This window comes from Rosenbergiella sp. YN46 (genome assembly GCF_036620675.1).
Classification (GTDB): domain Bacteria; phylum Pseudomonadota; class Gammaproteobacteria; order Enterobacterales; family Enterobacteriaceae; genus Jejubacter.
The window spans coordinates 165134-185275 of the sequence record NZ_JAZHEE010000005.1; the positions used below are offsets into that span (position 1 = coordinate 165134).

The window sequence follows — 20142 nt, forward strand, 5'->3', positions numbered from 1 at the left end:
TGTTATTTTTATAACGATGAGGTGAAGTCGTGGAAATCAACATTGAAATATACTCCTCGCTGAGCGAAATTGCCGAGCAGGAATATAGTCGGTTGCACGTTAACCGTGCCGGAACGCTATTTTATGACTGGCGTTTTCTGATGGCCGCAGAAACATCGCCACTGCTTGACGTGATTAAGACCCGTTATCTTGTCATTCGCGCCCATGGCCAAATGCTGGCCATGTTGCCGACTTATCTTCAGACCTTAAAGGTGGTGGATCCCTTTGGCGTACTGGCGGAAAACGCCGGTTTGCATGATGAAGGTGGGGAGACGATTCTCGCCAGCCATATTATGCACTGCTTCGACACCACCATTCCCTGCGCTCAGCACACATCAGCTCTGCATGATGCGCTGTTTTGCCGTCTGCGGGAGCTGGCGATAGAGCTGGGGGCCAGTTACTGTGGCCTGTTAAACGTTGAGGATCCCTGGCTACTTCAGCACGCCGGGGCTTTTGGGATGAACGTCAATTACATGCTGGATCGCTGGTATGCCGGACTGGCGGAGTACAGCGATTTTGACCAGTTTGTCGCCCGCTTACCCTACAGCGGTCGCAGTGAAATGCGTCGCCAGATTCGCAAATTTGAAGCCAGCTCGGCCACGCTTTCCATGCTGGCGCCGCCATTTGACGATCGCCTTGAGCAACTGGCGGTGCTGTGCCAGGAAACGACTGCCCGTCACGGCACGCCGCACTATTTCCCGGCCGGTCCCCTGGCGCGTTTTGTTCGTCAGTGCGGGGATCTGGTACGTCTGAATCTCATCGAGCAAGAAGGTGAGCTGATCGCCGGGATGTTCTGCTTCCAGGAGCCCCAGGCGCTGCATCTGTGGTCCGCCGGAATGCGCTACGACCAGGTATCCTTTAGTCCCTATACCCTGGCCTTCGCCAATGCCTACCGCTATGCCTTTCAGCAGGGGATCCCGCGCCTTGAAGCCGGGCGCCTCAACGCCAAAATTAAAACCCGTCTGGGGCTGCAACCGGAACGCTTGTATACCATTACCAGCAATCGTCTACGCCATACCCCCAGACTGTAAATCATACCGGAACCTATTGATGGGAGCGCCTTATGACTGAAAACCTGCATTCTGCCGATGCCTGGCGGTGTTTTGTTCATCGCCTGGCGGGACGTGCACGATCCCGCTATCACCCTGAATATAGCGGCTGGCTGAGCCAGTCGGTGTGGAACCGCCGCGATTTTGGTCGACTGCCTGAAATGATTGTCCGGGCCGCCAGCATCGAGGATGTGCTCGAAACGGTACGCTTCGCCGCCGGGTTGGGTCATCCGCTGTCGGTATGCACTGGTGGCCACAGCTACGCGGGTTGCTTTCTGCGTCATAACAGTATCCTGCTGGATGTGTCGGCCCTGAATGAAATATCGGTGGAACCTGAAACGATGCGGGCCAGAGTCGGCCCGGGCGCAACCTCGCGCCAGCTTACCCACGCGCTGGATGCTCACAGCCTGGCCTTTCCCACCGGGCATGGCGGCGGGGTGGCGCTCGGAGGCTTTCTGCTGGGGGGAGGCATGGGGATCAATTCTGCGGCGTGGGGCGGGATGAGCGTATTCAACGTGGAAGCGCTCGATCTCATCACTGCCGATGGTCAACGACGACATGCCAGCGCGACGCAAAATCCGGATCTGTTCTGGGCGGCAAGAGGCGCGGGCCCTAATGCTTTCTTCGTCGTGACCGATTTTTATCTGCGCTGCTATCCCAGGCCACATATCGCCAATCATGCCTGTCAGCTACCCTGGCAGGCACTGGGGCCGCTACTGGAAACGATTGAAAACGAAGCGACAGAGCCGAACCTGCAGATCATGCTGGGCATTCTACCGCCCCGTGACGGTAATCCGCCGTTTTTGATGCTGAACACCATCGCCTTTGGACAGAATTCTGAAGAGTGTGAGCAACTGCAACAGGCGTTTCTGCGCCATATTCCGGCTGCGCAACGCACGACGATATCAGAAAACCCGAATAGCAGTTTTGAGGAGATCTACCAGCAGGGTGAGGCAATGCTGACTCATGAACGGGTGCGTAGCGACAATATCGTGACCAACAGCATCTATGAGGTCGCTCAGGTGCTGGACGCTCAGCTACCGTCCCAGCCAGCGCCGGATGGGATGACGCTTATCGTCTGGCGCGGTCATCAGCAGTATCCGGATGCGGCCTGGTCAGCCAGAGGGCGTTTCTTTGTTTCCAGCTATCTGCAATGGGACGCTCCCGCTCAGGACGACGCAAACCAGCGCTGGCTACGCCAGCTTTACGACCGCCTGGCGCCGTTCTCCACAGCCTGTTATATCAACGAGTTCGATCTGGAAGGGCGTTCGAATAGCCTGGCGCGCTGTTACGCGCCGCAAAACTGGCAGCGTCTGATGGAACTGCGACAACGTTACGATCCCGATGGGCTGTTCGTGGACGTGAGATTGCTTAATCAGGAATGCAGGGAAAAATAATCAGTGCACGCATTTCCCCATTATTAAAAAAGCCACCTGCCGGTGGCTTTTTAGTTAAGAATATGGAACAGGTTTATTCTCAATGAATATTCTCATTCAATGAAAATTCTTATTTAACGCCAGATGGTTATTTTCTATTTGCGATAATCTGACTAATCGCGTCAATACCAAAACCAACAATGCCAACCACACCGCTACCAATTTGGCTAATTGCGCCAACAGGATTGAGTTCCAGGATACTCCCAATACCCTGACCCAGAGTAGCCGCTGGGGCAGCGGCATTGGTATCCAGGCCGCCCAGCGCCGTGCTGGCGTCTACAATACCACCAATAGCGCCGCCGATGGCACCGCCAATATCGGCGATAATACCAGCACCAGATACCTGTTCAATTTCAACTTCGCTCAGTTCCTTAATCATCATTATTTCCTCCATTAATACTCAGATTTGGAAAAGGCAGCCATTGACCGGCCGCCTGTTTTTTATATATCCCAGAAAAATGAATTTCAATATATAAAAAATATTATTTTATGTAGATAACCAGGAAATTTAACCAGGAGGATTTTAAGCCAATAAAAAATAAACATTTTAAAATTTGATTATCCATAAAATAATCGCAAAAGTTGTTTTTTATTATGATGGCTTCACTGATGGGCGCTGTGGTTCGCCATGCCCCGCGGTTGCGGGGCATGGCAGGGGAGTTAACGTACCAGATGCAGAAAGTGAATATGCTTCTCATACTGGTCGAGGATGTCGTGGATTATCTGATCCTGAGACCAGCCCATCAGATCGTAATCCTGACCGCCTTCCTTGAGGTAAACTTCAGCACGGTAGTACTTCTGGTCACCTTCGCGCTCTTCCTCTTCCAGCTCAAATAGCGTAAAGGCAGGGCGAGTGTAGGGACGCAGCCGCACTTCATAAACGAAGTTAACGTCATCGCCAAAGTCCACTTCCAGGCGAATACGGTTTTCATGAGCGTTATCAACGCTGGAGCGGGCATTCTGCTTTTCCAGCTCTTCACTCACCATATTCATGGCCGGATGGATCACCTCTTCCATAAAGCGCCGGACCTGGGAACGTTTCGGATACCAGGCTATCTGGCGCACGCGACGCTGCCAGGACATCGGATTACGGGCGGCCGGAGCGATGGTGGTAACCTGCTGACTCTCCTTTTTATAGAAGTCGACCTTCAGCGCTTTCAGCAGCCCCCACATGGATGTCAGCAGTACAATCGAGAATGGCAGGGCGCTGGCGATAGTCACGGTTTGCAGGGCGGAAAGACCGCCCGCCAGCAGCAGAGTAATGGCCACCACGCCCATTGCCGCTGCCCAGAAGATGCGCTGCCACACCGGGGTGTGTTTGGCGCCGCCGGAGGCCAGGGTATCCACTACCATCGCACCGGAATCGGCGGAAGTCACGAAGAAGACCACCACCATCGCCATAGCCAGGAATGACAGAACCTGAGAGAACGGGAAATGTTCCAGGAAGTTAAACAGCGCCAGTGAAACATCGCTCTGAACGATTTCCGCCAGCTGAGTGGCTCCCTTATGGGCAATCATCTCAATAGCGCTATTGCCGAAAACGGTCATCCAGATCAGGGTAAAACCCGCAGGAACAAACAGTACGCCGGTCACAAATTCCCGAATGGTACGGCCACGGGACACGCGAGCGATAAACATGCCGACGAACGGCGACCAGGAGATCCACCATCCCCAGTAGAACAGGGTCCAGCCCCCCAGCCATTCGCTGGATTTGGGCTCGTAGGCATAGAGGTTAAAGGTCTTGCTGACAATCTCCGACAGATAGCCGCCGGTATTTTCCACAAAGGACTTCAGCAGCAGCACCGTTGGCCCCAGGGTAATGACCAGCACTAACAGTAGCAGGGCCATCCACAAATTGAGTTCAGAAAGGATGCGAATACCTTTATCCAGGCCGCTCACCACCGACAGCGTCGCCATCGCGGTGATCACAACAATCAGGATAACCTGGGTGGTTTCGTTAATCGGCAGGTCGAACAGATGGTTCAGGCCTGCATTAACCTGCAATACACCGTAGCCCAGCGAGGTGGCGACCCCAAATACGGTGCCGATTACCGCAAAGATATCGACAATATGACCAGGAATCGAATAGATACGATCGCCGATAATCGGATAGAGCGCCGAACGCAGGGTCAACGGCAGGCCATGACGGTAGCTGAAGTAGGCAAGGATGAGCGCCACAATGGCGTAGATAGCCCAGGCGTGCAGCCCCCAGTGGAAGAAGGTCAGCCGTAGCGCCTCCTTGGCCGCCTGTACCGTTTCCGCGGTACCGGTGGGCGGCGACATATAGTGCATTACCGGTTCGGCAACGCCGAAAAACATCAGTCCGATACCCATCCCGGCGGAAAACAGCATGGCGAACCATGAAAAATAGCTGAAGTCAGGCGTTGCATGGTCCGGCCCCAGCTTAATATTGCCGTAACGCGACATGCCCAGAAAGGCCACCGTCAGCAGTATTAACGCTACTGTCAGAACATAGAACCAGCTGGCATTGGTGAAAATAGCCTGCTGTAACGCTTTGAACCAAATATCGGCGCGTTTGGGAAACAGTGCGGCAAACAGTACCAGCGCGGCAATCAGTATGGCGGAACCGTAAAATACTGGGGGATTGATGGTTTTTGGTTTGTGAGGGGACGTATTGGGATCCTGATTTATCGTGTTATCCATAAAAGCTCCAGAGAAAAATCCGTGAGAACCTTAACATTTTCAGAGCCTGAATAAAAAATTAATCTTAACTTGAGTAAAAGCGGCAGCGAACTACCGCGATTTTTCGATATTTACCAATAGCTGCGCGGAAATCGGACATTTGGGTGAGTATCTGAGCCTGTTAAACATCGCGCTTTATGACGAGTATTCCGCACGTTAAACCAGCCCTTGCACGGCCTGAAGCGCAGGGGTGTCACCTTCGGTCACTTCGATGATCTTACGGCTGACGGCGGGTGTTTCGACCAGGGCGGCGAGAGTCGCTGCCACGTCTTCACGCGCAATGTTGCCATAGGCGATGGCAAGTCCAGCATGAATGCGACCGCTACCCGTATCGTTGGTCAGGGTGCCGGGGCGCACTATCACCCAATCCAGCGTGCTGGCGGCAAGATGCACGTCGGCCTGCTTTTTCACCGCCATGTAGTTTTCAAAGGTATCAGAAGGATTTTCTTTACCGCGTCCGGCTTCCGGGAAGGCGGAAACCAACAAAAAGCGCGATACGCCAGCCTTTTCAGCGGCAGCTACTGCCTTTTCCAGCCCGCGCCCATCGATGGCGTCAGTCATCTCTTTTCCACCTTTCCCGCCCGCGCCAGCGCTAAAGACCACCACATCGCTGCCGGCAATAAGGCCCGCCAGCGCCGCTTCATCCAGCGCCAGTAGATCGCCAGGAACCGGCGTGGCACCCAGCAGTTTAAGCGCCGCTTCCTGCTCAGGATGACGGTACATCGCCAGTGCCTGATGGCCCGTTCGGGAAAGCTGTTGCACCAGACTGCGGCCGACATTACCTGCGCCGCCGATAATAAAGACTTTTTTCATTCGCGTTTGCTCCGGAAAGTGGGACATCACGCAGTAAGGTAGCATCTGATGGGGGGATTTTCATTGTTTCTTGTGACAACGTCACATTCCATAGCTGTTTTTTTCAACAGTGCAAGGACTGAAATCGTTAATGTGAGCCAGCTAGAGTCATTGGGATTTGCTATTGGTATCGGCGCCGGTTTTGAGTTACATCTCCGTAACAAATTGACATAACAATAATTGACGTAATGACATTGCAAACGTTCAGGAGCGAGATATGGAACTCATCACATCATGGCTGTCGGCCATAAACGGCGTAGTATGGGGGGTACCAATGCTGATTGGCATTCTTGGCATTGGCATCTTCCTGCAAATCCGGCTGGCGTTTCTGCCCATCCGTAAATTAGGCACCGGCTTCCGGCTGCTGTTCGAACGAAACCAGCATCGGGGAGAAGGGCAGATATCCCCCTTTAATGCGCTGATGACCGCACTTTCGGCGACAATTGGCACCGGAAATATCGCCGGGGTGGCAACTGCGGTCGTGATGGGTGGGCCCGGTGCGCTGTTCTGGATGTGGATGACGGCGCTGGTGGGGATGGCCACTAAATATTCCGAAGCGGTGCTGGCAGTACGCTTTCGCGAACAGGACGCAAATGGCAATCACGTCGGCGGCCCCATGTACTATATCAAGCATGGACTGGGCGCGAAATGGATGTGGCTGGGAACCCTGTTTGCTTTTTTCGGCAGTATCGCCGGATTTGGCATCGGCAATACGGTGCAGGCCAACTCCATTGCCGATGCCCTGAACAGTAACTTTGGCGTTTCTCACTGGATAACCGCCGCTGTTCTGGTGATTCTGGTCGGCGCCGTACTGATTGGCGGAATTAAGCGTATTGCCGACGTGGCGGGCAAACTGGTACCGGTGATGACGGTCGGTTACTTCGGCGCCGGAATTATCGTACTGGCGCTGAATGCTTCCGCCATTCCGGCGGCGTTCGAGCTGATTATTAAATCCGCCTTTACGCCGGTGGCCGCCCAGGGCGGTTTTGCCGGGGCGGCAGTATGGGCCGCCATTCGCTTCGGGGTCGCGCGCGGCGTTTTTTCCAACGAAGCGGGGCTGGGCAGCGCGCCTATCGCTCACGCGGCAGCAAAAACCCAGAATCCAATTCGTCAGGGGCTGATCGCCATGCTGGGTACCTTTATTGATACCATTATCGTCTGCTCGGTCACCGGACTGACCATTATCATCAGCGGTCAGTGGCTGAGCGGCGAAACGGGAGCAACGCTCACATCGGTCGCGTTCTCCAGCGCTATTCCCGGTGGTAACTACATTGTGGCTATAGCGCTGGCAATCTTTGCTTTCACCACCATTCTGGGCTGGAGTTTTTATGGTGAAAAATGTATCCAGTTTCTTGCCGGGCCTAAATCGATCGTTCCATTTCGTATTGCCTGGATCATCGCTTTGCCTGTAGGTGCCACTCAGTCGCTGGACTTTGTCTGGCTGCTTGCCGATACCCTGAACGCCATGATGGCCATTCCCAATTTAATTGCGCTGGCCTTTCTGAGCCCGGTCGTGTACCGCCTGACCCGGGATCATATCCGTGATGTTAACGCCGCCGTTATCTGAGGCACGTTCCCTCTCCAGGGAGAGGATTACAGACGGCTCCGGCGCTCTGTTTCTGAATTAATAAAGGCCGCCAGAAGGCGGCCTTCATTATCAGGTGCCAATAATTCCACCATCTTCCCGTGTTATCACCACGGTGGCCGAACGGGGCCGCCCGTTGGGTTCGGCATCCGGCCAGCTGGAAACCGCCTGGGGGTTCTTCGGGTCAGAGACATCACCACCTTCGCCCGGGTGCTGGATATTGATAAATAGCGTGCGGTTATCCGGCGTAAAAGCAATACCGGTAATTTCGCAGCCCCGGGGGCCGGTCAGGAAACGGCGGTATTCGTTAGTGCCGGGCACCGTGGCTACCATCTGGTTGTTGCCCATGCCGGTATAGGCCTTCTGATTAATGGTGGACGATGACACATCGGTCTGGATCCATAGTACGCCGCGATTATCGAAAGAGAGACCATCCGGACTGCCGAAGGCCGCTCCCTGCATACTGCCTTTGGCGCTTTGATCGTCAGTGTCGGTACGGCCTGCCAGCACCAGAATATCCCACTGGAAGCGGGTAGAGGCCGGTGAGTCGTCGGCTTCGCTCCAGTGTATAATATGACCAAATAAATTCTTCGCCCGGGGATTGGCGGCATCGACCGGTGCTTTACCTTTATCGCCGCGTTCGCTGTTGTTGGTCAGCGTGCAGTAGACGCTGGCGTTATGATAAGGATCGACGGCAATCCACTCCGGACGATCCATTTTAGTGGCCCCCAGTTGATCAGCCGCCAGTCGGGTTTTGATTAGCACCTCAGCCTGGCTGAAAAAACCATTGTCGGCATCAAGACCGTTTTTTCCGTGCACCAGCGGTAGCCATTCGCCGCTGCCATCGTCGTTAAAACGAGCCACGTACAGGGTGCCGGACTCAAGGAGGCGCAGGTTGGATTCGCGATTTTCCGGCTCGTAACGACCGTCGGAAACAAACTTATAGATATATTCAAACTTCTGATCGTCCCCCATATAAACGACGACGCGCCCGTCGTCCGCCAGCGTCACAGTGGCACCTTCATGCTTAAAACGCCCCAGCGCGCTATGCTTGCGCGGGATGGAGTTCGGGTCATAGGGGTCGATTTCCACCACCCAGCCAAAACGATTGGGCTCGTTGGGCGTTTTATCGACGTTGAAGCGCTCATCCACCTCATTCCAGCGGTAGGATTCATCGCTGTCGCTGATACCGTAGCGCTGCTCCAGCGTATTCCGCGTGCTACGCTTCACAAAAATATCCGACCAGTTCTCTTCACAGGTCAGGTAAGTTCCCCATGGCGTATGCCCGCAGGAACAGTTCTGCATGGTACCCAGCACCGTCTCGCCCGCCGGATCGGCGGCGGTTTTCATCAGCGCATGATGGCGCACCGGGCCGGAAAGCTGCATTGGCGTTCCGACCGTGATACGACGGGCATATTCGGAAGGGCGAACCACCGTCCAGCCATCCGCACGCTTTTGAACCTCGATAATCGAAACCCCCATGGCATTCTGCCCCTTGCGGGCTTTGTCCAGCCGCCAGTCGGCCATACCATCCGGAAACAGCAGGCCGTTATCGATGTATTCGTGGTTCATCGCCAGCAAGCCATGTTCGACGTTATCAGAACCACGAGGCAGGCTGAACCAGGCCATACCGTCATGGTGCATGCCTGCCTGAGCTGCCTGTTCAGCGGTACTATTGGTGGCATCGGATTTAAAGCTCGGCATATTGTTGTGCAGGCCTACCGGATCTCCCCAGCGGTAAAAGGGGCGGGCGATATAGCCTTCGGGCACAATGACCCGATCCTCCGAAGAGACCGGAATACTGGAAAAACCCAGCGAGACCGCGCGGGCGACCCGACTTTTCGCATTTGCGTATTGCGGTGTCAGTAATGACGGCAGGGCTACGGCGGCGCCGGCAACCATACCCATCTGTAAAAAGCGACGTCGCGAAAAACTGGCGCTGACAACCTGGGAAAAAGCACGATTATCGCTATGGTTGCTAATCTCTTCCCGGTGCTCTTGTTTAAATACGGCGGTTAAAGGTCTGCTCATTATGGCTTCCTGTCTCAGTGACTTGACCAGCAAGCAGTGTAAGAGCCATTTATTACAGTTTTATAACATTACATCTTGTGGTTGCATTAATTGCCGTATACCGGAATGATCCAGGCGCTGCTGGCTGTAACACCTTAACAACAAAAAAGGGCATTATGATGATAACAATGCGACTTATCGCTGCCGGGCTGACGCTGTGCTGCGCGTTCAGCGCGATGGCTCAACAGCGTGACAGCGCGATTGACGATGCGGTAAAACCGGTAATGGCTAAATATCAGCTACCGGGCATGGCGATTGCGGTGCTGCGCGACGGCAAAACCCGTTTCTATAACTACGGTGTGGCTTCGAAGCAAAGCCAGGCGCCGGTCAGTGAAAATACGCTGTTTGAGATAGGCTCCCTGAGCAAGACATTTACCGCTACTCTGGCCAGTTATGCAGTAGAGCAGGGAAAGATGAAGTGGCGCGACCCGGTCAGCCACCGAATGCCGGAACTAAAGAATGGCGCCTTAGACCAGGTCACGCTGCTCAACCTGGCGACCCATACTTCCGGTCTGCCGCTATTTGTGCCGGACAGCGTGCAGAATACCCCGCAACTGATGGCCTGGTATAAAGCCTGGCGGCTACCTTCGCCCCCAGGTTCCCGCCGGGTTTACTCTAACCTCGGCATTGGGCTGTTGGGAATGATCAGCGCCCGGCAACTGGATCTGCCCTTTAAAACAGCCATGGAAAAGCGCCTGCTACCAGCCATGGGGATGCACCATACCTGGATAGAAGTACCACCGAACAAGATGGGGGACTACGCTCAGGGATATAACAAAAAAGACCAGCCGGTCAGGGTGACGCCAGGGCCGCTGGATGCCGAATCTTACGGCCTGAAATCCAGTTCTGCCGATCTGATCCGCTGGCTGGCTATCAACATGGGCGAGCAGAAGGTGGATAGCGACTGGCAGACAGCGATTTCTGCTACCCATCAGGGCTATTTTCATACCCGGGACTTCACCCAGGCCATGATGTGGGAATATTATCCCTGGCCTGTGAGTGAACAAAGGCTGGTGGCAGGTAACAGCGGCAGCCGGATTATGAATGGAATGCGCACCAGCGCCATCATGCCGCCCCAGATTGCCAGCGGCAGTACCTGGTACAATAAGACCGGCTCCACCAACGGTTTTTCCACCTATGCGGTGTTTATCCCGGCGGAAAAGACTGCCGTAATTATGCTGGCCAATAAGTGGTTCCCTAATGACGACCGGGTGCGGCTGGTAAGGGACATTATCGGCAAATTAACCGATAAGTAAATCCAGGCGAGGGGGGGAAGGCCCCCTCAAATGAAACTGAACGGGGTTTTAGCTTCAGTTAAGCAAATAAGTTACATCTAACACTTTATAGATAACATTGATTATACATATTCCCCCTGAGTGTTACTATTTGGTTAACAAAACGGCACCATCATCGCCCACTGCGCGTCAATTCAGACACTGATACCAGGGTTATTTGCTCCCGTCGAAGGAAATAAACCGTGACCTTTACTGCGATTACCTGAGCGCGGTGTGGAATGCTGTAAATCATAAAATGTGGATTCAGGAGTGCATATGAATAATAAAAAACGCGCCGTGCCTGGCGTACGTCCTTATGACGGCCCGGCGGGAGGATGGGGGGCATTAAAGGCGACGGCCATTGCAGTGCGTACGCAGATGGACGCTTTCAATGCCCCGGCTACCCTGATGCGAACCAATCAACCGGACGGTTTTGACTGCCCGGGTTGCGCCTGGCCCGATAAAGAGCATAAATCCACATTTCAGTTCTGTGAAAATGGCGCCAAGGCGGTGACCTGGGAAGCCACCAGTAAGCGCGTCACGCCGGAGTTTCTGGCCGCTAATACCGTCACAGAGCTGTTGAGTAAAAGCGATTTTGAACTGGAAGGTTATGGTCGACTAACCCATCCGTTAGTTTACGATCGCGCCAGCGATACCCTGCGGCCGCTTCCCTGGGAGGAAGCATTCCGGCGTATCGGCGAAAACCTGCGCGATATGGCGCCGGATCAGGTGGAGTTTTACACCTCTGGTCGGGCATCGAATGAAGCGGCATACCTGTTTCAGCTGTTCGCCCGGGAACTGGGCACCAATAACTTTCCGGACTGCTCCAATATGTGTCACGAGTCGACCAGCGTCGGGCTGCCGCAGTCGATCGGCATTGGTAAGGGAACGGTATCACTGGAAGATTTTGACGATACCGAGCTGGTGATCTCGATTGGCCATAATCCCGGCACTAACCACCCGCGCATGATGGGCACTCTGCATGAACTGGCGCGTCGCGGCGTTCCGGTGATCGTCTTTAATCCGCTGCGCGAGCGGGCGCTGGAGCGTTTCGCCGATCCCCAGGACGTTATCGAGATGGCGACGCTACGCTCTACCAATATCGCCACCACTTACTATCAGGTGAAGGCCGGGGGGGATGCCGCAGCGCTGAAGGGCATTGGCAAAGCGCTATTGGCCATGGAGGAAGCGCAGGGCGGCATCCTGGATCGCCAGTTTATCGATGAGCACACGCAGGGGTTCGAGGCCTTTGCCGACGATCTGCGCCAGACCCGCTGGACAGAGATCGAACGTGAATCCGGCCTGGAGCGTCAGGAACTTGAACAGGTTGCCGTGCTCTATGCCCGCTCTCGCGCCACCATCATCACCTATGGGATGGGGATCACCCAGCATAATAAGGGGACTTCCAACGTGCGCTTGATTGCCGATCTGTTGCTGATGCGTGGCAATATCGGCAAGGCAGGAGCCGGGATCTGCCCTCTGCGCGGCCATTCCAACGTGCAGGGCAACCGTACCGTGGGCATTACCGAAAAACCGGGGGCCGAATTTCTGGCTAACCTGCAGCGGGTATTTGGCTTTACGCCGCCGCAGCGCCACGGTCACGACGCGGTAAAAGCGCTACAGGCGATGATCGACGGCGAGGCGAGGGCGCTAATCTGCCTTGGGGGTAACTTCGCGGTGGCGATGCCCGACCGCACACGCGCCTTTCCCGCCATGCAGAAGTTGGATCTGAGCGTACATATAGGCACCAAACTGAACCGTTCCCATCTGCTGGTGGCGAAACAGACCTTTATTCTGCCGTGCCTGGGGCGCACCGAACTGGATATTCAGCAGAGCGGCCGTCAGTCGATTACCGTTGAGGATTCCATGTCGATGGTACATGCCTCTGCGGGTAAACTACGACCGGCTTCTGAACTGCTGCGCTCCGAGCCAGCCATTGTGGCCGGCATGGCCCAGGCCACGCTCCGGGAAACCCGGGTGGACTGGATGGAGCTGGTAGCCGACTACGACAAAATCCGCGATCTGATCGAGCAGACCATTCCCGGTTTTGAGCGCTACAACGAACGCATTCGTCGCCCTGGCGGATTTCGTATGCCGCTGCCGCCAACTCGTCGGGTCTGGCCGACCCCCACCGGCAAAGCGATGTTTTCCGTGTTTAACGGAGTGCATGAAAATGTCCAGGTTGAAGGCGGCGACGTGCTGCGGATGATTACGCTGCGCAGCCACGATCAATACAACACCACCATTTACGCTATGGATGACCGCTATCGCGGCATCTTTGGCCGCCGTGATGTGCTGTTTATGAATGAGCAGGATATGGCGGAACTGCGTCTGGAACACGGCGACAGGGTGGATATCCATACCGCATTGCCCGGCAGCGATATGCGGCTGGAAGATATCACCGTGGTGGCCTATACCATCGCCCGTGGTTCGGTCGGCGCTTATTATCCGGAGGCAAACGTGCTGGTGCCTCTGGACTATATCGACAGTGAAAGCGGTACGCCTTCCTATAAGTCGGTTCCGGTAAGAGTCACGCTGCGATCAAAAGAGATCCTGGCGAATGATCCTGTCCGCTAACCTTCTTTATATGAATTATCGCCAGTGTTAGCAGCCACTAACACTGGCGGTTCGCTTGAATTTACCCACTGCCGAATGTAACATTTAAATAACATTTTGATGTAACAGGTTCGCCTGTATCAGCGACGTCACACGACGAAGCGAGTTAATTCATGGACATAAAACAGCTTAAGTATCTGATTGCGCTAGATAACATTCGCCATTTTGGCCAGGCTGCCGCCGCCTGCCACATCACGCAACCCACACTTTCCATGCGGATCCGCAGCCTGGAAGAGGAGCTGGGGCTGGTGCTGATCAAACGCGGGCATCGCTTTGAAGGCTTTACGCCGGAGGGAGAACGCATTCTGGCATGGGCGAGGGCGCTGCTGGCGGCGCATGACGGACTGGAGGCCGAAGCGGCCATCTGTCGCGGCCAGATGGTTGGCCAGCTACGGCTGGGCATGGTACCGCTGGCCAGCATGAACCCCATGCGGCTGATCGCACCGCTGGCCGAGAAATATCCGGAACTGGAATTCAGCCTGCTGTCGCAGACCTCCGAGCAGGTTATTGATGGCGTCGGTCGCAATCAGCTGGATCTGGGCATCTGCTATCTGCAACATGTCGATGAAGAATGCTTCGACATTATTCCACTTATGCCAACCCATATGGGATTATTGCACGATCTGCGCCATTTCCGCTTTGAAAACCGCCCGGACTGGCCAACGCTGGCCACGCTGCCGCTGGGCTTTCTGACCAAAGGCATGTATTACCGCGAATCGATCGACATAAGCTTTAAAGGCCATGGGCTAACGCCCAGGTATGTCTTCGAGAGCGATTCGACGTTTCAGATTATCCAGGCGGTACAGGCCGGTATCTGCTGCGCCATTGTGCCGCTGCATAACGGGCTGGAATCCCTGAGCGATAACCTGGGCATTATTCCCATTACCGAGCCGGAAGTGGATTCGATGCTGGGACTGATTATGCGCCGCCAGCCGCCACTCTCATCGCTTGCTGAACGCTGCTTTGCCGATGCGAAAGAGATTTTCGGCGAAGAGCCGACATCGCCCTGACAATGATACTCCCGCCGTGAAGGCGCAATCGGCAACGGTAATTTCTACAGCTTCACAGGGTACTCGATCGTCGAAGGGGGGTGGAGGTATACAGATTGCCTTCGCTATCGATCGCCATCTTTTTTCAGCGAATAACGTGCAGGAGTCGTACCTGTATGCTGTCGAAAAAACGTGATGAATGCACTGTCGCTGACAAATTCCAGTTGTTGTGCCACATGGCTTAACTTCCATCCGTCAGACAGCATTTCCATTGCTTTCAGTAGCCTCCACTGCTGACGCCAGTTCTGATAATTCATTCCGTTATCTCTGATAAAGACCCGACTTATCGTACGCTCTGATGCACCAACCTGTTGGGCCAACTGGCTAAGGCGTGGGGGTAATTCGCCGGTACGTACCCTGTCCAGCCATAAGTTCAGGCGTTTGTCTGAGGGGAGCCGTAATGTCCAGTTTTCTATGCGCGCAGCCTTTATTTCTTCACAAAAAACGGTAATGAGACTGGCCTGCTGCTCTGCTGGCATTCCCCATGGCCAGAATGCCATACGTTCTATGACCTCAAAAAACAGGGGATTAACCTCGACGACCTGCAGTGGCAGTACGGATAACGGTAGCGTGGTTGAAAAGTACAGAGAACGATAGGCCAGCACGCCACGCATTATGGCGCGATGAATTGTCCCTGCCGGGATCCAGGCGGCCCGACGGGGTGGTAGCTGACACAGCGTTTCTTCCAGTTCAATCGTGATGCTCCCTGAGGCCGAAAAGAGCAACTGATGACGAAGGTGGCTGTGTCGTCCTGAGTCGTGTACACCCATCTCGGACGCAATTCCTACTACCGGTTCATTAAAATTATCCGGATCGAAAACATCACCGGGATTAATCTTCATAAATTGTCCGATATTTAATATATAAAGTCCTTATTATTGTAATAAGACATTATCGTTTCAGCCATTATAGCTTCCCGTTTTCTGTTTCTCTGGATGCTGCCATGAATACCATTATTAAACCGCCGCTGTGGCTGTTGACACTGCTGATTATGTTTCCACAACTGGTTGAAACCATATACAGCCCGGCGTTGCCGGACATTGCAAGATCTTTTCAGATAAGCAGTGAGCGCGCCTCTCAGACTCTTTCTGTCTATTTCGTCGCCTTTGCTGTCGGAGTGGCTCTGTGGGGCTGGCTGAGTGACTGGATCGGAAGACGTCCGGCCATTATGGCCGGACTCCTTTGCTATGGAACGGGGTCTGCAATGGCAATTGTTGCCACCGATTTCAGCGTATTATTGCTGGCCCGTATGGTGGCAGCCATGGGCGCTGCCGCCGGATCGGTTGTGGTGCAGACCATGTTAAGGGATAGTTATGAATCAACAGCGCTGGCCCGCGTTTTTTCCGTTATGGGAGCTGCGCTTGCGCTGAGCCCGGTTTTCGGTCTGATAAGTGGAGGCTGGCTGGTCAGTTTGTACGGCCATACCGGCATATTTATTGCGCTGGTATTGCTGGCGATACTATTGTTAACACTGACTGCAGTTTTACTGCCGGAAACGCGGCCGGAGAACACGCTCAGAACCCGGCGGAGCGGTTTGGCCTTCCGCATGGCTCGAGACGGAGTGCTCTGGAAAAATGCAATACTCGTAGCCCTGCTGAATACCATGTTGTTCAGTTATTACAGCCTGGCTCCGTTTCTTTTCAGGCTGCTGGGGTGGAGCTCCAGAGCATTCGGATGGACGGGGGTCTTACTGGCACTTGCTTCTCTCCTGGGCAGCCTCCTGAACAGGAGGTTGTTAACGACCAGTAAGACACCGGAACAGCTGGTACGTCATGCATGTACTCTGGCACTCCTGTCCGGTGTTGCTGCCTGGTGGTTGCAGCACTCGGCGTGGATACTTGTACCGGTCGCAGGGATTGTCGTTGCCTATGCTATAACAATACCCAACGTGCTGAGCCAGGCGCTGCACCGCTATCGCGAACAGGCCGGGGCTGCGGGAGCATTGTTCGGGTTGGGCTATTACCTGTTGCTGGGAATGATGTTGGGGCTCGCCGGCATGGTACAGCAACTGGGACTGGTTCTGACAATATGTGCGGCTATTGCCCTGTTGTGCAGCGTGTCACGCGGGTGAGCCGACAGGTGTATGGCACTGAATTTATAATAACGCCCCCATCATTCCCTTATTAAATAATCCGATATCTGCGTATCATTTTTTCCAGGGTAGCTCAGCGGCAGGGCTTCGATACACAGGCAGGCGATAAGCCCAGGGTCAGAAGACTTGATATCGGGGAAGGGGGCACGTGACGGACAGCAGCGTTCCTGTCCGCTATCCGTCAGGCACCATCGGTCAGGCGATTAAGCCGTGCGGATCCAGCACGTATTTCGCTGCCACGCCGGCATCAAAGCTGGCATAACCCTCAGCCGCACTTTCAAGCGGAATGACTTTGGCGTTAACGATTTTAGCGATGGGTAACCGACCGTGCAAAATGGCATTCATCAGCTGTCGGTTATAGCGTAAAACCGGCGTCTGCCCGGTATGCAGGGTCTGCGCCTTAGACCAACCCAGACCGAATTTCAGGCTCAGGGAGCCTTCACGCGCCGCTTTCTCGTCGGCGCCAGGATCGTCCGTTACATACAGCCCGGGGATGCCGATATTTCCGGCTACCCGGGTGATATCCATCATGCTGTTCAGTACCACAGCTGGTTGTTCCTTGCCTGAATGGCCGCGTGCTTCAAAGCCGACGGCGTCAATAGCCGAGTCGACTTCCGGTACGCCCACCACCTCAGCAATCATTTCGCCCAGTCGATCGTGCTGGCTCAGATCGATTGGAACAAAGCCCATTTTTTCGGCGTGCGCCAGACGCGCTTTGTTAAAGTCGCCGACCATCACCACCGCCGAGCCCAGAATTTGCGCCGAGGCTGCGGATGCCAGACCCACAGGCCCGGCTCCGGCGACATAGGTCACTGAGCCAACGCCCACGCCTGCGGTTATCGCGCCATGAAACCCTGTTGGCAGGATGTCGGAAAGCATGGTCAGATCGAGAATCTTTTCCAGTGCCTGGTCTCTATCGGGGAATTTCAGCAGGTTGAAATCGGCATAGGGCACCATCACATATTTGGCCTGCCCACCGACCCAGCCCCCCATATCCACATAGCCGAATGCACCACCGGCACGTGCCGGGTTAACGGTCAGGCAGACACCGGTGTCGAGCTCGCGGCAGCAGCGACAGCGGCCGCACGCCACGTTAAAGGGAACAGAAACGATATCGCCAACGTTGAGCATTTCAACATCGGAGCCTTTTTCAATAATTTCGCCGGTAATTTCATGCCCCAGAACCATACCCGCTGGCGCAGTTGTCCGGCCGCGAACCATATGCTGATCGGAACCACAGATGTTGGTCGACAGGACTTTGATAATCACGGCATGATCGATTTTCTTTCCCGAAGGACTAACGAATTTCGGATCGTCAATATCCATGACTTCTACTTTGCCCGGGCCCTGGTATACAACGCCTCTGTTTGATGAGTGTCCCATAATTGCTCCATATCGTGCTGATTAAGATCTCTTCTATCTCAGATAGCAGATGGGCACTAATTACCGCGATAGCGCATCCGGGTCTGCATGGCCAGTCTATGTGTGGTCAGAAAGTAAAACTGATCTGATAACGACATTGTTAATTGCAATAACCGGTCTGATAACGACATTTTTAAAATATGCCATGCAACAGATTGAAAAGGTAAGGGGAGGGTAGATCACATTCATTTAAATAAAAAACGACACTTTAATATCTAAAAGCGACAATAACCATCCCCTAAACGGCGAAGTGTCATAATTCTTACAAAGGAAATTAATATGATGCAGCGAGAGGTGATAACACACTGATATTCATTATTTTTTTACTTTTCATCAAAGCATGAAATCATTGATGATTGGATATACCGCCTCGATTTTATTGAATGCAGTAAAACTTTATGCCACGCTACGGTTATATTTCATCCAGCATTTTATTTATTAATTAACCATAAAACTAATGCATGATTAATAATCCAGAATATTGTTTTACCAATAACATTATATTCTCAATTCAGGCCTGATTATCACATTCAGGCAGGGAGGTAGTATGACATCCATTTCACAAGCAACGCTTCGCAAGGTGACAACAGCCGCCGCGATAGGGAATTTTGTCGAATGGTTTGATTTCGCGGTTTATGGCTTTCTTGCCACTATTATCGCCCAAAAATTCTTTGCGCCAGACCTGCCTCAGGCAGCGCTGCTGCAGACATTCGCCGTATTTGCCGTAGCCTTTGCACTGCGTCCGCTGGGTGGTGTGATATTTGGCCTGCTGGGTGATAAATTTGGCCGCAAGCGTATTTTGTCGTTAACGGTATTGCTGATGGCGGCGTCAACCACCGTGATTGGTCTGTTGCCTGGTTATGCCAGTATGGGCATGCTGGCACCGCTGTTTCTGACGCTGGCCCGATGCATTCAGGGGTTCTCGGCCGGTGGAGAATATGCCGGAGCCTGTGCCTATGTCATGGAGCATTCCCCCAACCACAAACGCGCCTGGTATGGTAGCTTTATCACCGTCTCTACGTTCGCCGCCTTCGCTACGGCGGCAATAATCACTTATCTGCTGGATGCCGGCCTTAGCACGGAACAGATGAGCGACTGGGGATGGCGTATTCCTTTCCTGGTAGCGGCGCCGCTTGGCCTGGTGGGGATTTATTTACGGCTGCGCATGGAAGAAACGCCGGCTTTTCGTGCGGCACTGAAGGAATCGAGCAGCGTCCATGCGCCGTTAAGTGAAACGTTGCGCCAGCAGGCAGGAAATATCCTGCGGCTGGGCGCATTTATCGCGTTAACGGCGCTGTCGTTTTATATGTTCACGACCTATTTTTCCACCTTTCTGCAACTGGAAGGGCGCCTGAGCCGCGCTTCGGCCCTAATGGTTTCAACCATCGCTTTGCTGTTTGCTGCCGTGATGTGTCCGGTCGCCGGCGCGATTTGCGATCGTATAGGTCGGAAAAAAACCATTGCGCTGACGGGCATATGGGTGATTCTGTTAGTCTGGCCTGCCTGGCTGCTGGCCAGTTCCGGTTATTTGTGGGCAGCGATTATCGCGGATCTACTGCTGGCAACCGGGGCGGTATTGTCCGGCGTGGTGACTGCGGCGCTGCTCTCTGAAGTTTTTCCCACCCGGGCGCGCTATACCGCATCCGCTATTACCTACAATCTGGCCTATACGATTTTTGGCGGCACGGCTCCCTTAGTGGCGACATGGCTGATTACCAGTACCGGCAGCGGGATGTCACCGGCATTTTATCTGGCTCTGGTAGCTTTACTGGCGATGGTCGGCGGACTGGCATTACCGGAAACCTCGCGTATCTCTTTGCACGCAGGCGCGAATGATACCTTTCCGACCCGCTCCGGTTTCAATGTACTGAAAGCGGAAACGGATAATTAAGCATCATTTTATGACGCGTTTTGACGAAATCTGCTGAGGCGAAGCCGCCACTTTTTCTCAGATT

The 20142-nt window shown here is 54.1% G+C and carries 14 protein-coding genes; 8 read left to right on the forward strand and 6 right to left on the reverse strand.

Features of this window, described 5'->3' with window-relative positions; translation table 11 throughout:
* Positions 1-29 precede the first annotated feature (29 nt).
* A complete protein-coding gene (locus V3W49_RS06930; protein ID WP_500144548.1) occupies positions 30-1070 on the forward strand; it encodes a GNAT family N-acetyltransferase in 1041 nt (346 codons plus the stop codon).
* Between the two features lie 32 nt (positions 1071-1102).
* Positions 1103-2485 (forward strand): FAD-binding oxidoreductase, encoded by a 1383-nt coding sequence (locus V3W49_RS06935; protein WP_500144550.1) that lies wholly within the window; start codon positions 1103-1105, stop codon positions 2483-2485.
* Between the two features lie 127 nt (positions 2486-2612).
* On the opposite strand, the gene V3W49_RS06940 is transcribed toward V3W49_RS06935, so the two are convergent.
* From V3W49_RS06940 to V3W49_RS06950, 3 genes are all read right to left on the reverse strand, one after another.
* Complete coding sequence (locus V3W49_RS06940) at positions 2613-2906, reverse strand: hypothetical protein (RefSeq protein ID WP_500144551.1); 294 nt, start codon at positions 2904-2906, stop codon at positions 2613-2615.
* 278 nt (positions 2907-3184) lie between these two features.
* Positions 3185-5188 (reverse strand): choline BCCT transporter BetT, encoded by a 2004-nt coding sequence (betT, locus tag V3W49_RS06945; RefSeq protein ID WP_500144552.1) that lies wholly within the window; start codon positions 5186-5188, stop codon positions 3185-3187.
* A gap of 195 nt (positions 5189-5383) precedes the next feature.
* Entirely contained in the window at positions 5384-6040 is a 657-nt protein-coding gene (locus V3W49_RS06950) for an NAD(P)H-binding protein (protein WP_500144553.1), read from the reverse strand.
* A 256-nt stretch (positions 6041-6296) separates the two neighbouring features.
* Between V3W49_RS06950 and V3W49_RS06955 the strand changes: the two genes are divergently transcribed.
* Complete coding sequence (locus V3W49_RS06955) at positions 6297-7646, forward strand: alanine/glycine:cation symporter family protein (RefSeq protein ID WP_500144554.1); 1350 nt, start codon at positions 6297-6299, stop codon at positions 7644-7646.
* Positions 7647-7736: 90 nt separating this feature from the next.
* Here V3W49_RS06955 and V3W49_RS06960 read toward each other — a convergent pair whose 3' ends face one another.
* Entirely contained in the window at positions 7737-9695 is a 1959-nt protein-coding gene (locus V3W49_RS06960; protein WP_500144555.1) for a PhoX family protein, read from the reverse strand.
* 158 nt (positions 9696-9853) lie between these two features.
* Between V3W49_RS06960 and ampC the strand changes: the two genes are divergently transcribed.
* The 3 genes from ampC to V3W49_RS06975 all read left to right on the forward strand — a co-directional run bounded on the left by ampC (position 9854) and on the right by V3W49_RS06975 (position 14634).
* A complete protein-coding gene (gene ampC, locus V3W49_RS06965; RefSeq protein WP_500144589.1) occupies positions 9854-10990 on the forward strand; it encodes a class C beta-lactamase in 1137 nt (378 codons plus the stop codon).
* Between the two features lie 294 nt (positions 10991-11284).
* Positions 11285-13585 carry an FdhF/YdeP family oxidoreductase gene (locus V3W49_RS06970; RefSeq protein ID WP_500144557.1) on the forward strand — a complete coding sequence of 767 codons (2301 nt, stop codon included), beginning with the start codon at positions 11285-11287 and terminating at the stop codon, positions 13583-13585.
* Positions 13586-13737: 152 nt separating this feature from the next.
* A complete protein-coding gene (locus V3W49_RS06975) occupies positions 13738-14634 on the forward strand; it encodes a LysR family transcriptional regulator (RefSeq protein ID WP_500144558.1) in 897 nt (298 codons plus the stop codon).
* 104 nt (positions 14635-14738) lie between these two features.
* On the opposite strand, the gene V3W49_RS06980 is transcribed toward V3W49_RS06975, so the two are convergent.
* Positions 14739-15515: an AraC family transcriptional regulator gene (locus V3W49_RS06980; protein WP_500144560.1), complete on the reverse strand. Its 777-nt coding sequence runs from the start codon at positions 15513-15515 to the stop codon at positions 14739-14741.
* Between the two features lie 101 nt (positions 15516-15616).
* Between V3W49_RS06980 and V3W49_RS06985 the strand changes: the two genes are divergently transcribed.
* Positions 15617-16744 carry a Bcr/CflA family efflux MFS transporter gene (locus tag V3W49_RS06985; RefSeq protein ID WP_500144561.1) on the forward strand — a complete coding sequence of 376 codons (1128 nt, stop codon included), beginning with the start codon at positions 15617-15619 and terminating at the stop codon, positions 16742-16744.
* Positions 16745-16960: 216 nt separating this feature from the next.
* Here the strand turns inward: V3W49_RS06985 and fdhA are convergent, their stop codons facing one another.
* Complete coding sequence (gene fdhA / locus V3W49_RS06990; RefSeq protein ID WP_500144563.1) at positions 16961-18148, reverse strand: formaldehyde dehydrogenase, glutathione-independent; 1188 nt, start codon at positions 18146-18148, stop codon at positions 16961-16963.
* A gap of 586 nt (positions 18149-18734) precedes the next feature.
* On the opposite strand from fdhA, the gene V3W49_RS06995 reads away from it, so the two are divergent.
* The gene (locus V3W49_RS06995) at positions 18735-20078 is read left to right on the forward strand and encodes an MFS transporter (RefSeq protein ID WP_500144564.1); all 1344 of its coding nucleotides are present in this window, start codon (positions 18735-18737) and stop codon (positions 20076-20078) included.
* Positions 20079-20142: the final 64 nt, after the last annotated feature.